Origin of the sequence: Salipiger sp. H15 (genome assembly GCF_040409955.1) — a bacterium.
GTDB lineage: Bacteria > Pseudomonadota > Alphaproteobacteria > Rhodobacterales > Rhodobacteraceae > Salipiger.
On record NZ_CP123385.1, the window covers coordinates 1,309,412 to 1,322,554 of the forward strand.

Sequence of the window (13,143 nt, forward strand, 5' to 3'; positions counted from 1 at the left end):
GAAACCGCGATCAAATTAACTTCATGCGGCCTCAGGAAATTATCTGGAGAGCAGAAACCCAAATGCAAGTGTCGAATTGATAAGGATGTTCAAGCTGAACGTGAATGGTGCTCTTGTGTCCCCAGCGTTGCAAACACAGAAGATATTCGAAAATCACACCGGAAACACGGGAGGGGGACAACCGCGCCGTAAGATCGCCAATATGACCGGAGGTGAAGCGGAAATCCGTGCTGAATTCGCAATCTCCCTGCGGCGGTTGTGCCTAGAATTGTCAGGGGCAACCCGCGTCGCGATTTCAATTGTACGCTGCTTTTTGCGGGTTTCTCCATCGGATCATCTCGCCCTCTCGGGCCGTGTGCAGTCCGAAATTGCAGCAGGGTTCAGGGCGCAAATGGCGCATTTCTGCCGGAAATAGTGGCAAGCGCCCTGCGGGCCGAATTCAGGTGTCTCCATCGGGCCGGGCGGAGTAGCGCCTTGCACCTTTCACTTCCGCCTGTCGCGCAGGGACAAACCGTCCGAACCCGCACCGTGCCGCGAGGTCATGCGCGCAGCCGGTGACTTCCTTGCAACGGTTTGTGGCGGCGGCCTTTCCTCGGTCGACAGCGCCTCTATATGAGCGCCTATATGGTCCCTTCTCATATGTCAGAAGTCGAAATGCGCCTGCCGTTCATGAAAACTCGACCTCCGGCACCTGAAGCGGGCGCCGAAAATTCAATGAAATTCGCCACGCAGCGCGAGGCTGGACGTCAGGCCCTGTTCGAGATCATCGACGACGGCTTCTGCATCATCCAGTTCATCGACGGACCGGACGGCCCGCTGTCCGACTATGTCCACGTCGAGGCCAACTCGGGCTACGAGCGCCATACCGGCATCAAGGACATCGTCGGCAAGACCGTGTTCGACGTGGCGCCCGAGGATGGCCGCGAGTGGGTGAAGATCTACGGGGCGGTGCTCGAGAACGGCGAGCCCCTGCGGTTCGAAAGGAATTTCTCCGAGGCCGGGCGCTTCATCGAAGTCTCGGCGCGGCGGCTCGAGCCCCGGAGTCTCGGGCAGGTCGCGGTGCTCTTCCGCGACATCTCCGACCGCAAGCGCGCCGAGGCCGAGCTCAAGGCCAGCGAGAAGACCTCGCGCGAGAACGAGCAGCGCGTCGCGCTGGCGCTCGAGGCCGGGGCCATCGTCGGCACCTGGGTCTGGCACGTTCCCGAGGACGCGTTCACCGTCGACGAGGGTCTCTTTTCGGCCATGGGTCTCGACCGGGACCGTGACGCAAGCGCGCTGAAACTCGACGACATCACCGTGCACGTCCACCCGGAGGACAAGCCGCGCCTCAACGCCGATGTCGAGGCCGCGCTGCGCGAAGGCGGGGCGTATTTCCAGCAGTTCCGCGTGCTTCGCGAGGACCGGAAATACCACTGGATCGAGGCGAGCGGGAAGGTCGAGCTCGATCGCAACGGCAAGGCGGTGACCTTTTCCGGGGTGCTGATGGACATCAGCGGCCGGCGCGAGATCGAGGCCGAGCGCGACCGGGTGACCGCCGAGCTCTTTCGGCTCAACGAAACGCTCGAGCGCAGGGTCTCCGAGCAGACGGCCGAGCTCATGGCCAAGGAAGAGGTGCTGCGCCACGCCCAGAAGATGGAGGCGGTCGGGCAGCTCACCGGCGGGCTTGCCCATGACTTCAACAATCTTCTCGCGGCCGTCTCGGGCGCGGTCGACATGGCGCAATCGCGCCTTTCCGAGCGGCGCTTCGACGAGATCGGGCGCTACCTATGCGCGATCAAGAGCTCGGCCGGCCGGGCCGCGAACCTGACCCAGCGCCTGATGGCCTTTGCCCGAAAGCAGACGCTGGAGCCCAAGCCCACGGATGTCGTGCGGCTCTGCGGCGGCATGGCGGAGCTCGTGCAGCGCACCGTCGGGCCGCATATCGAGCTGAAGATGACGGCGGACGAGGGCACGTGGCTTTCGCATGTCGACCAGAACCAGCTCGAGAACGCGCTGCTCAACCTCTGCATCAACGCGCGGGACGCCATGCCCGACGGGGGCAGCCTCGCGGTCCGCTCCGAGAACAGGAGCCTCGGCAAGGCCGAGGCGAAGGCGGTCGGGGTCGCGGAGGGGGACTATGTCTGCATCAGCGTCGCCGACACCGGCGCGGGCATGAGCGAAGAGCTGATCGACCGGGCCTTCGAGCCCTTCTTCACGACCAAGCCGCTGGGCGAGGGCACGGGGCTGGGCCTGTCGATGGTCTACGGCTTCGCCCAGCAGTCCGGCGGCGCGGCAAAGATCCGCTCCCGGCTCGGCGAGGGCACGGTGGTTTCCCTCTACCTTCCGCGCAGCTTCGAGGCGCAGGAAGAGGTGCCGGACGCGGCCGGGGCAGAGACCGGCGGGTCGCGTCCGGTGCCCGGAAAGACGATCCTCGTGGTGGAGGACGAGATCCTCGTCCGGATGGTCGTCGTCGATGCGCTGCGCGACCGGGGATATGCGGTTCTCGAGGCCGGCACGGGCGCCGAGGCGCTCGACATCCTCAGGGCCACGCCGCAGGTCGATGTGCTGCTCACGGACGTCGGGCTTCCGCGCGGCATGAACGGGCGGCAGCTTGCCGAGGCCGCCCGCGCCGAACGTCCGGGTCTCAGGATCGTCTTCGTCACCGGCTACGACGAGGACGCCGCGGGCGGTGAACGGCTGTCGGCGGCGGATGTCGAGGTCGTTCAGAAGCCCTTCGACCTCGACCTGCTTGTCGGAAAGGTCGGCGAGCTCGCCTCTGCAAAACCCTGACCGGCCGCGGCGGCGATGCTCGCCGCGAGGTTGCAGAGCTTCGCGTGTGGTCTCCCTGTTTCGACCATGGCGGCATGCGGCCCCCGCATTCTCCCAACATTGACCGGGTAGCCCGCGCGCCACGCGCGCCGGGGCCGCCCTCGCGCGGTCTCTGACCCGCCGTCCCCGCCCGTGAACCAACGCGCTCGGGCAAGGGACCCTCCCGAAACACGAGGGTAACCTGCGGATTGTCCTGCGCGGTCCGCAGGATGGCCGGTTGCCGCTTGTCGCTCCCCGATCGCCGCTCGGGAATGGGCGCAGCCGGTGGCGGCCACGACGCATGTCGGGCGCCAGATATGTGGCCTTCCGAATTCGACATCACGGACCGACATTTTGAGGAACCCCGCGCGGATCGACGGGTTTCTGCTGCGGATCGTCCGGCCGGCCAGATCAGAGCGACCCCGAGTGCGGCGAGGTGCTGGAAAGCGCCCGGCGCAAGGCTTTCAATCTTCCTGACAGGGCCAGACCCATGCGCATTTCACGAAGCGTCCCGAGCACGTCTCGCTGCCTGCCGTTCCTGCTGGCCGGTGGCCGCGGCTCCCGCCTGTTCGAACTCACCGACCACACCTGCAAGCCGGCGCTGGGTTTCGCCTCCGCCGATGGGCGCATCGTCGATTTCATCCTCGCCGCGCTGGTCGCCGCGCAGTTCGACAAGCTCTTCGTCGCCACCCAGTATCGCCCGACCGACCTCTGCCAGCATCTCGACCGGCATTGGGCGCACGCGTTTCCGCGCGGCATCACCATCCGCGACGGGGAATTCCTGAGCCCCCACGGCTATCGCGGCACGGCGGATGCGGTCCGGGTGAACATCACGACGCTCGATGCCTACGGGCCGCGGGAGATCATGATCCTGTCGGGCGACCACGTGCTCGACATCGACCTGGAGGCGTTCCTGCGCCACCACCGCTCGCACGCCCGCCCCGTCACCGTCGCCGCGACGGCGGTGCCGCTCGCCGAGGCGGGCGGCTTCGGCATCTTCGAGCTCGACGCGGAGGGAGAGGTGAAGGGCTTTGCCGAGAAGCCGATGCGCCCGGCGCCGATGCCCGGCGACGCGGGCCGCGCGCTCGCCTCGACCGGCATCTACGTCTTCGACTGGATCTGGCTCAAGCAGGCCCTGCGCGAGGAGCCCTGCCGGCTCGATTTCGGCAATGACATCCTTCCGGGCGCGGTGCGCGACGGAGAGCTGGCGGTCTACCGTCTGCCGGACGGGCCGGACGGGCAGGGCGCCTACTGGCGGGACGTCGGCACGCTGGATGCCTATCGCCTCGCCCAGCTGGATTTCGCCCAGCCGGAAACGCCGGTCGCCCTGCCGAAGACCATGGGGCGCGCGGTCACCCGCTCGCTCGACAGCATGGCGGAAGGCACGGTGTTCCTGCCGGGAAGCAGAATCGGCCGCCGCTGCCAGATCCGCAACGCGATCGTCGGGCCGGGTGTCCGGCTGCCGGACGGCTTCCGCGCCGGCCTGAATCCCGAGGAGGATGCCCGCTGGTTCCGCCGCACGCCGGGCGGAACGCTGCTCATCACCGCCGAAATGATGGCGCGGCGCGAGTCCGCTTTGAGAAAGACGCCGGAGCGTCCACTCTTTCGCCGAACCCCTCGGACGCCGACTCTTTCCACCCTGAAAGGCTGACATGATCGATCCGCGTGACGCCTACACCGACCCCGCTCTCTCCCGGCCGGACCAGCTCGGTGCCCGGTTCGACGGCTCGGGCACCAATTTCGCGCTCTTCTCCGACCACGCCGAACAGGTCGAGTTGTGCCTGTTCGACGCGGCGGGCGAGCAGGAGCTTGCCCGGCTGGAGCTGCCCCGCGCCGAGGGCGGCATCTTCTTCGGCTACTGTCCCGATCTCGGGCCCGGGCAGGCCTATGGCTACCGGGTCCACGGCCCGTTCGATCCGGCGAACGGCCAGCGCTTCAACCCGCACAAGCTGCTGCTCGATCCCTACGCGATGGCGATGCGCGGCCAGCTGACATGGGACGATGCGCTCTACGGCTACCCGGTGGGCGGCTCGGACCTCGATCTCGACACCCGCGACAGTGCGCCCTTCATGCCCAAGGCGGTGGTGTCGGACCCGGTGTTCGACTGGGAGGCCGATGCGGCGCCGCAGCTGCGCTGGCGCGACACGGTGATCTACGAGGCGCATGTGAAGGGGCTGACGATGCGCCATCCCGGCGTCGTGCAGGCGGACCGGGGCACGTTCCGGGCGCTGGCGTCCGAGCCGATCATCGAGCACCTCACCAAGCTCGGGATCACCACCATCGAGCTCTTGCCGATCCATGCCATGGTGCAGGACCGGCACCTGATGGAGAAGGGGCTGCGCAACTACTGGGGCTACAACACGCTCGGCTTCTTCGCCCCCAACCGCACCTATCTGGCCACCGAGGACGTGCGCGAGGTGCGCGCCGCGGTGAAACGCTTCCACGCCGCCGGGATCGAGGTGATCCTCGACGTGGTCTACAACCACACCGCCGAGGGCAACGAGCTCGGGCCCACCCTGTCGTTCAAGGGCATCGACAACGCCAGCTACTACCTGTTCTCGCCCGAGAACCGCCGCCACGGCTTCGACACGACCGGCACCGGCAACACGCTCAACGTCGCGCATCCGATGGTGCTGCGCATGGTGATGGACAGCCTGCGCTACTGGGTCGAGGCCTTCCACGTCGACGGCTTCCGCTTCGATCTGGCCTCGACGCTGGCGCGCGAGCCCGAGGGGTTCGAGCGCGAGGGCGCCTTCTTCAACGCCATCCGGCAGGACCCGGTGCTGAGCCAGATCAAGCTGATCGCCGAGCCCTGGGACGTGGGCGAGGGCGGCTATCAGGTCGGCGGCTTCCCCTGGCCCTTCCGCGAATGGAACGACAAGTTCCGCGACGACGTCCGCGCCTTCTGGAAGCGCGAGCCGGGCAAGCTGGCGGGCCTGTCCGAGCGCCTCATGGGCAGCCCGGTGCAGTTCGACCACTCGCACCGCCCGGCGACCTCGTCGGTCAATTTCGTCGCCGCGCATGACGGGTTCACCATGTGGGACACGGTGTCCTTCAACGACAAGCACAACGAGGCCAACGGCGAGGACAACCGCGACGGCCACGGCCACAACCTCTCGGACAACATGGGGCACGAGGGCGCCACCGACGACCCCGGCATTGACGCCGCGCGCGAGCGGCGGGTGAAGGGGATGCTGGCGACGCTGCTGCTGTCGCATGGCGTGCCGATGCTGCTGGCCGGCGACGAGATGGGCCAGACCCAGAACGGCAACAACAACGCTTATTGCCAGGACAACGAGACCACTTGGATCAACTGGGACGCGGCGCGGCCCGGGCTGGTCGAGGCTGTCTCGGCGCTGACCGCATTGCGGCGCGAATGGCGCGGGCATCTCGCGCCCTACGGCTTCTGGCCGCGTCCCGAGGCGACCGAGAGCAGCTGGCTGCACCCCGAGGGGCGCGCGATGTCCGATCAGGACTGGCAGGACGCCGGCCTCTTCGCCGTCGGCCTGCGGCATCACCAGGAAGACTGCCCGGACCTGCTGATCCTCGTGAATGGCGGCGAGGGCTGCACCTTCACCCTGCCGGGCGGGCAGTGGGAGCTGATCCTCGACACCTCCCGCGACACCGTCGCCTGCGCCGAGCGCCAAGGGGAGACCTTCACCGTGGGCACGCAGGCGGTGGCGGTGCTGCGCGATCTGGGTGGCACGGAGGGTCGCACCGGCTGAGGACGGGGACGCGGCGAGGAGGCCAAAGCACTCTCCGGTCGCCCGGGTGGCACCCGGCTTGAAAGGCGTCGAAGGCCCATGGACCACGGCTGGCCCGGCACGTCCTCCCGACCGTTCCGGCCCCGTCGGCAGAAATCCTCCTGCCGCAGCGCCGTTGTCCCCTGTCTTGCCGGAACCGATGCCGCCCGACCGAGTTCGGCTAGGGGCGTTGGTCCCATCCCTCCAGCGAGCGACATGCGCATGGCATATCAAAGACCCATCCCAGCACCCGTCAAGGGCAATCGCCCGGTCAGCGGCCCTGCCGCCAAACCGCAGACGGGCCGCCCCGCGCCCCACCGCGTGGCGATTGTCGGGGCGGGACCGACGGGCGTCTACACGCTCGCCGGGATGCTCGCCGCGGCCCCCTCGGCGCTCAGCGTCGACATCTTCGAGAAGGGCGCCTGCGCCGGGCCGGGCATGCCCTACAGCCCCGACATGAACGCGCCCTGCATGCTCTCGAACATCGCGAGCCGGGAACTCCCCCCCGTCGTCACGTCGCTCAACGACTGGCTGCGCTCGCTGGACATGTCCGACCTGTCGGGGCTGGGGCTGGCGCCCGGGCTGATCAGCGACGAAGCCTTCTATCCCCGTGTCGCCCTAGGCGCCTACTTCACCGCCCAGATGGCGGCGCTGATCGCGCAGGGGCGGCGGCAGGGGCACCGGATCGAGCTGCACCTGCGCCACGCCGTCACCGATGTCCGGCCCCGTGAGGCCGGGATCGAGGTGAGCTGGACCTTCCCGGGCGGAACTTCCGGGGCGGTGTTCGCGGACGTGGTCCTTGCCACCGGGCATCGCTGGCCGGACTCGGTTGAGGAGGGCGGGGTCATGCTGCAGTCACCCTGGCCCGCGGAAAAGATCGCGCGGCTTCCCGAGGAAAGGATCGGCGTGCTGGGCAGCTCGCTTTCGGCGATCGACGTCGCGGTCACCGTGGCCAGCGCGCGCGGGCGGTTCGCCGAGGCCGGGGGAGCGCTTCGCTACGAGGCGCAGCAAGGACGCGGCGGCTTCCGCCTCAGCCTGATGTCGCGCAAGGGCCTGCTTCCCGAGGCCGACTACTGGTACGAGCTGCCCCTGCCGGAGTTGCGGCGCCTCGCGGCCATCGCCGGGGAGGCGACCGCGCGCAGCGATGGCACGCTGCTCGAGAGGGCGTATGGCGCGTTCCTCGACGACTTCCACGACGCGGACCCGGACTGGCTCGCCGCGCTGGGCGGCGCCGATCTTCCGCGCGACGAGTTCGCGGCGGCCTATTTCGCCCCCCGCCTTGCGGCGGACCCCTTCGATTGGGCGCGGAAAAACCTCGCGGTGGCCGAGAGGACTGTCGCGGAGAAACGCCCGACGCCGTGGCGCAGCGCGCTGCTCAGGGCGCACGAGCTCTTCGAGGGCCTCGTCCCGCGGCTCACCGACGCCGAGCTCGAGGCGTTTCACGACACGCTGAAGCCGGTTTTCACCGACAGCTACGCCTGCGTTCCGCATGCCTCGATCCGGCGGCTTCTGGCGCTGCACGAGGCGGGGGTGCTCGAGGTGATCCGCCTTGGGTCCGACAGCCGGCTGGTCGATGGGCCGGGCGGCCCTGCGGTCGAGTACGGCGGCAGGCGCGCCGAGTTCGAGATCGTCGTGGATGCGCGCGGCCAGCGGCCCATGACGCTGGCCGATCTCGGCTTCCCGTCGCTCGCGGAGGGCGACCTGCTGTCCGGGCCGCTGCGTTTCGACGAGTTCGTCCTGCCGCTGCGCTCCTCGTCGCCGGGGCGCATCCATTGCGTGGCGCTGCCGGCGCTGCTCCGCCGTCACCCCTTCGTGCAGGGGCTGGTGAATGCCAGCGAGATGGGAGGCGCGACGGCCGGCGCCATCCTCCGCGCGATGCGCGAAACGGGCCACTGAGGCACCGGGATTGCCGCGCATGTCTGGGGACTTGGGGTGGCGCCTATGCCCCGAACGCCCCCTCGCAAAAGAGCGCCTCGAACCGCACGGCCACGGGGCTTGCCGCGCGGCGGGAGGGTGTCAGGAGGTAAAGCTTCCGCTCTAGGGTCAGATCGGCCACCGGCACTAAGGCGATCCCCGGGTCGTTGAGCAAAAACGCTCTACGGCGCGGCGATCTTGATCGGGCCGACGCTGGGCGGCTGGCCGACCGAGAACTTCGACAGGCGCTACGTGTTCCTCATCAACCTGCCGATCGGCCTGCCGCAGAGCGAGAGGAAGCGGCGCCGCTTCGACCTCTTCGGCTTGCCATGCTCGCGCTCGCCGTGGGCGCCATGCAGATGCTGCTCGACGGCGGCGAGGCGGTGGAATGGTTCGCCTCGGCCGAGACCTGGATCTACCTCGGCCTCTCGGTCAGCGGGCTCTGGGTCTTCCTCGTCCACTGCTGGACGGCGCGGACACCCTTCGTCGACCTCGCGATCTTCCGGGACCGCAATGTCGTCATGGGCCCCGCCTTCATGTTCCTGCTCGGGATGACGCTGTTCTCCGGCCTCGCGCTGCTGTCGCCGCTCCTGCAGAAGCCGATGAGTTCCCCGGTGGTCTATTCCAGTCTGGTCATGGTGCCGGGCGGGGTGGCGGCGCGGAGATAGCGGGCAGGCGGTGTCCGGCGGCGGTCCTTCAGCTGCGGAGAGCCCGGAGCGCAACGCCCGCGCATTGACGGCAGTCAACGCGCCCCGGGGCCCGGACGGGGCAGACTGCGCCATGGCTCTTTCGAAAGGATCTCCGAGATGCGAGATTTCCTCCTGGCTGCAGTCCTTGCCCTCGGCGCGACCGCCGCGATGGCGCAAGAGGCGGCGCATCGGACGCTCTTCACCAATGTCAACGTGTTCGACGGGATCAGCGCGGAGCTTCTCTCCGGCGCCGATGTCCTCGTCGAAGGCAACCTCATCGCGCAGGTCTCGACCTCGCCGATCGCGGCCGAAGGGGCGACGGTGATCGACGGCGGCGGGCGCACGCTCATGCCCGGGCTGATCGACGCGCACTGGCACACGATGCTGAACTTCATGCCGATCAGCCGGATCCTCGGCGAGAACTTCGGCTACCTCAACATCGCCGCAGCGGTGGCCTCGCGCGAGACGCTGATGCGCGGCTTCACCACGGTGCGGGACGTCGGGGGCAACTGTTTCGGCGTCAAGGCGGCGATCGACGAGGGGCTCGCGGAAGGTCCCCGCATCTTCCCCTCCGGCCCCTATATCGGGCAGACGAGCGGGCATGGCGATTTCCGGGGTCCCAACGACGTGCCCGAGACCCCCGGCACCGCGCTCGACTACCCGCAGAGGGTCGGCAACACGCTGCTCGCCGATGGCGTTCCGGAGGTGATCAAGCGCACGCGCGAGGCGCTGCGCATGGGCGCCTCGCAGATCAAGGTGATGGGCGGCGGCGGCGTCTCGTCGCTCTATGATCCGCTCGACGTCACCGAGTACACGTTCGAGGAAATGAAGGCGGCTGTCGACGTGGCGAGGACCTGGAACACCTATGTCGCCGTTCACGTCAACACCAGCGCGGCCATCAAGCTCTGGGTCGAGGCCGGGGCGATGTCGATGGAGCACGGTTTCTTCCTCGACGACGAGGCTGCGAAGCTGATGGCCGAGAAGGGCGTCTGGTGGAGCATGCAGCCGATGGACGCCGAGGGCGAGGATCCGTTCCGGTTCGAAAGCCCGGTCAGCACGGCGAAATACCTCGAGGCCGTGGCGGGCCTCGACCAGGCCGTCGCCCTTGCCAGGAAGTACGGCGTCAAGACCGCCTTCGGCACCGACCTGCTTTTCGATGCGGGGCTCGCGGCAAAGCAGGGCAAGTTCCTCGCCAAGCTGCAGAAATGGTACACGCCCTACGAAGCGCTGAAGATGGCGACGCACGACAATGCCGAGCTGCTGGCGCTGAGCGGGCCGCGCAATCCCTACCCGGGAGAGCTGGGTGTGGTGCGGGAAGGCGCGCTCGCCGACCTGCTGCTGGTCGAGGGCAATCCGCTCGAGAGCCTCGACCTGGTTGCCGATCCCGAGCGGAACTTCAAGGTGATCATGAAGGACGGCGTGATCTACAAGAACGACCTCCCCTAGCGGCTGCTGCCCTGCGCGCCCGCCGGCAGCCGCGCCGAGTGGCTGGACGTGGCCTCCGCATCTGCCCCCGGTCTCGCCGGGCGGACATCGACCATGCCGGAGAGAGATGCTTCACGCCGCGCGGTGCAGGACCATGGACCATCATGCGCCATGACCAGAGGGACGCGCAAACGTTCTCCGTTGGCCAGCGCCTGCAAAGTCCGCCGCGGATCCTTCCTTGCGCTTTCCCTCACGCGGAATTCTTGATCAATTCCTTCGGATTTGCGAAACGCATCGGGACGGGGGCCTTGCCGCGCCGGGTCTTGCAGCTTCTTGAGGTCGAACCAGTGATGACGCGCGAGTTTTGTTCCGATGCCAGCCTTGCCGCCGAGGAGCCTCTCGAGGGCACGGCCAAGCACGCCGAGCGCATCCTGCTGATCCGCTGGCCCAAGGGCGGCTGGAGCCGGAACCTTGCCGTGGCCGGGGACATGGCGCCGGAACTCGCTTTGGTCATCGAGAAGCTCCGCGAGAGCGGGCTGCGGGTCAACCTGATCGATCGCAAAGGCGAGGCCGGGGACCGGAGCCGCCTCTTCCTCTACCCCGAGTCCCTGACGCGGGAGGTCGCCCGGGCCGACCTGCCGGAGGTTCTCGCGGGGCTCCTCGCCGGGGAGCGGGCTGGCTGGAGCCAGGCGGAGCGCCCGGTCATCATGGTCTGCACGCATGGGCAGAAGGACCGCTGCTGCGCGCTTCACGGCTATGCGCTCTACCGCGCGCTGCGCGAGGAAGGGCGCGAGGTCGACCTCTGGGAGAGCACCCATCTCGGCGGGTGCCGGCTGTCCGCCGGAGCGCTCACGCTCCCCGCGATGCACAAGTACGGCCGGCTGAAGCCTGCGGATGCCGCGGCGCTGCTCGAGGCCGAGGCGGAGGGGCGTCCCTGGTTGCCGAAGTGGCGCGGCCCGTGCGATCTGCCGCCGGAAGCGCAGGCGGTGGCGGTGAGCGCGGCGCGGGCGGGGCTGCGCGATCCCGAGCTGGAGAACCCGCGGCCGGGGCTATGGCGCGCGACCACACCGTCGGGCAGCATCTGGCTCGCCACGACGCGGCACTCGGTCGAGCGGCCGTCCACCTGCAGCGATCTCGACCTTGGCTGCTCGGAGGCGGCCGAGGTCTACCGGGTCCGCGAGATCGCGGGACCGGCAGAGGTCACTTCCTGACGGTCAGCCGTTCGAGCCGCAGCCGGTGCCGCGCGTCGGTCACCCGGTGCGCCATGGCATGGGTCGCGCCGAGCGTGCCGAGCCCGGTCGCGCCGGCAAGCAGGAACATGAGGAACATCTGCAGCCGCGCGGCGCCGAAGACCTCGGCCCCGGCCAGCAGCTGGCCGGTCATCATGCCCGGGATGGTCACCAGACCGATCGCCGCCATCGCGTTGATCGTCGGCATCATGCCGCGCGTGACCGCCTGCCGGACCAACGGCCGCAGCGCCTCGTTGCGGGTGGCGCCGAGGGCCAGCTGCGCCTCGATGGCGCGGGCGTCGCGCAGGACCCCCTGCGCAAAGGTGTCGAGCGCGAGCGAGACCCCGGTCATCGCCGAGCCCGCGACCATGCCGAAGACCGGCAGGGCGATGCGCGGATGCCACCATTCCGCCGCGCCGTTGAGGATGAGCAGCGCGGGCAGCGTCACGACCAGCCCGGCGGTCAGCATGGCCGACACCCCGACGAGGCCGGTCCAGAGCCGGCCCGGTGGCTGCTCCTGACGGGCGACCACCTCGGCCCCGGCAAAGCCCGCCATCGCGACCATCGCCGCAAGCGTGACGAGGACGTGATCGGTGCGGAAGAGCCAGCCGAGGACGAAGGCGAGCAGGATCAGCTGCAGCACCATGCGCAGCGCCGAGATCACCAGCGATCTGCCGAAGCCGAGGCGCAGCAGGCGCGACAGCGCGGCGCTGAAGATCACGAGGCTCGCCGCGGCGAGGATCTGGGGCAGGTCGGGCGGAGTCATCGGTGGAACCTCAGGCGCGCGGTGGCGAGGCGCTCGGCCTGTTCCTCGTCATGGGTGACAAGGACGATGGTGCCGCCGGAGCGCAGGAACCCCTGCAGGACCGCCTCGACCTGGTTTGTGCTGGCGGCGTCGAGCGAGCTCGTCGGCTCGTCGAGCAGCAGGACGCGCGGCGATCCGGCCAGCGCCCTCAGCAGCCCGCCGCGCTGGCGCTCGCCGGACGACAGCTGGTGCACGGGCGCCTCGAGCCGGTCGCGGCGCAGGCCCACGGCGGCGAGCGTGGCATCGGCGGGCGGCGCGGCGAAATGGGCGCCGAGCGTCGGCAACCAGAAGGCGGGCTCGGCGGCGAGGTAGCAGACCTTGCGGCGCCACTCGGGCGCGGGGACGCTCTCGCGCAGGCAGGTGTCGAGGCTGATCCTCCCCTCCGCCGGGTCGAGGTCGGCGATGGCGCGCAGCATCAGGGACTTGCCGGTTCCCGAGGGGCCGGTCACCGCGAGGCAGGCTCCGCCCGGCACCTCGAAGTCCGGGACCGGGCCGGCGGTGGTCACCAATTGGCTGACGGAAAGCATGGCGTCCTCGCGCAACAACGCGGC

General features: G+C 69.0%; 10 protein-coding genes. 8 read left to right on the forward strand and 2 right to left on the reverse strand.

The features are described 5' to 3' along the window. Positions 1-85 precede the first annotated feature (85 nt). The 8 genes from PVT71_RS20440 to PVT71_RS20475 all read left to right on the forward strand — a co-directional run bounded on the left by PVT71_RS20440 (position 86) and on the right by PVT71_RS20475 (position 11,769). A complete protein-coding gene (locus tag PVT71_RS20440; RefSeq protein ID WP_353474300.1) occupies positions 86-415 on the forward strand; it encodes a hypothetical protein in 330 nt (109 codons plus the stop codon). Positions 416-714: 299 nt separating this feature from the next. Next, positions 715-2,769: an ATP-binding protein gene (locus PVT71_RS20445; protein WP_353474301.1), complete on the forward strand. Its 2,055-nt coding sequence runs from the start codon at positions 715-717 to the stop codon at positions 2,767-2,769. A gap of 508 nt (positions 2,770-3,277) precedes the next feature. Then, entirely contained in the window at positions 3,278-4,438 is a 1,161-nt protein-coding gene (locus PVT71_RS20450; protein ID WP_353474302.1) for a sugar phosphate nucleotidyltransferase, read from the forward strand. 1 nt (position 4,439) lies between these two features. Beyond that, positions 4,440-6,512 (forward strand): glycogen debranching protein GlgX, encoded by a 2,073-nt coding sequence (glgX, locus tag PVT71_RS20455; protein WP_353474303.1) that lies wholly within the window; start codon positions 4,440-4,442, stop codon positions 6,510-6,512. A 339-nt stretch (positions 6,513-6,851) separates the two neighbouring features. Beyond that, positions 6,852-8,426 carry an FAD/NAD(P)-binding protein gene (locus tag PVT71_RS20460; protein ID WP_353474304.1) on the forward strand — a complete coding sequence of 525 codons (1,575 nt, stop codon included), beginning with the start codon at positions 6,852-6,854 and terminating at the stop codon, positions 8,424-8,426. Between the two features lie 347 nt (positions 8,427-8,773). Then, complete coding sequence (locus tag PVT71_RS20465) at positions 8,774-9,112, forward strand: hypothetical protein (RefSeq protein ID WP_353474305.1); 339 nt, start codon at positions 8,774-8,776, stop codon at positions 9,110-9,112. Between the two features lie 138 nt (positions 9,113-9,250). Next, positions 9,251-10,579: an amidohydrolase family protein gene (locus PVT71_RS20470; protein WP_353474306.1), complete on the forward strand. Its 1,329-nt coding sequence runs from the start codon at positions 9,251-9,253 to the stop codon at positions 10,577-10,579. A 329-nt stretch (positions 10,580-10,908) separates the two neighbouring features. Then, positions 10,909-11,769 (forward strand): sucrase ferredoxin, encoded by an 861-nt coding sequence (locus PVT71_RS20475; RefSeq protein WP_353474308.1) that lies wholly within the window; start codon positions 10,909-10,911, stop codon positions 11,767-11,769. On the opposite strand, the gene PVT71_RS20480 is transcribed toward PVT71_RS20475, so the two are convergent. Both PVT71_RS20480 and PVT71_RS20485 read right to left on the reverse strand, forming a co-directional pair. Then, entirely contained in the window at positions 11,759-12,553 is a 795-nt protein-coding gene (locus PVT71_RS20480) for an ABC transporter permease (RefSeq protein WP_353474309.1), read from the reverse strand. The genes PVT71_RS20475 and PVT71_RS20480 overlap by 11 nt on opposite strands. Further along, complete coding sequence (locus PVT71_RS20485) at positions 12,550-13,119, reverse strand: ABC transporter ATP-binding protein (RefSeq protein WP_353474310.1); 570 nt, start codon at positions 13,117-13,119, stop codon at positions 12,550-12,552. The genes PVT71_RS20480 and PVT71_RS20485 overlap by 4 nt, the downstream gene beginning before the upstream one ends. Positions 13,120-13,143 lie beyond the last annotated feature (24 nt).

What these genes read in the sequence shown, in the direction of transcription:
- PVT71_RS20440 (WP_353474300.1), top strand. Translation starts at nt 86, where the DNA reads ATGTTCAAGCTGAACGTGAATGGTGCTCTTGTGTCCCCAGCGTTGCAA.
- PVT71_RS20475 (WP_353474308.1), top strand. Translation starts at nt 10,909, where the DNA reads ATGACGCGCGAGTTTTGTTCCGATGCCAGCCTTGCCGCCGAGGAGCCT.
- PVT71_RS20445 (WP_353474301.1), top strand. Translation starts at nt 715, where the DNA reads ATGAAATTCGCCACGCAGCGCGAGGCTGGACGTCAGGCCCTGTTCGAG.
- PVT71_RS20470 (WP_353474306.1), top strand. Translation starts at nt 9,251, where the DNA reads ATGCGAGATTTCCTCCTGGCTGCAGTCCTTGCCCTCGGCGCGACCGCC.
- PVT71_RS20485 (WP_353474310.1), bottom strand. Translation starts at nt 13,119, where the DNA reads ATGCTTTCCGTCAGCCAATTGGTGACCACCGCCGGCCCGGTCCCGGAC.
- PVT71_RS20465 (WP_353474305.1), top strand. Translation starts at nt 8,774, where the DNA reads ATGCTCGCGCTCGCCGTGGGCGCCATGCAGATGCTGCTCGACGGCGGC.
- glgX (WP_353474303.1), top strand. Translation starts at nt 4,440, where the DNA reads ATGATCGATCCGCGTGACGCCTACACCGACCCCGCTCTCTCCCGGCCG.
- PVT71_RS20480 (WP_353474309.1), bottom strand. Translation starts at nt 12,553, where the DNA reads ATGACTCCGCCCGACCTGCCCCAGATCCTCGCCGCGGCGAGCCTCGTG.
- PVT71_RS20450 (WP_353474302.1), top strand. Translation starts at nt 3,278, where the DNA reads ATGCGCATTTCACGAAGCGTCCCGAGCACGTCTCGCTGCCTGCCGTTC.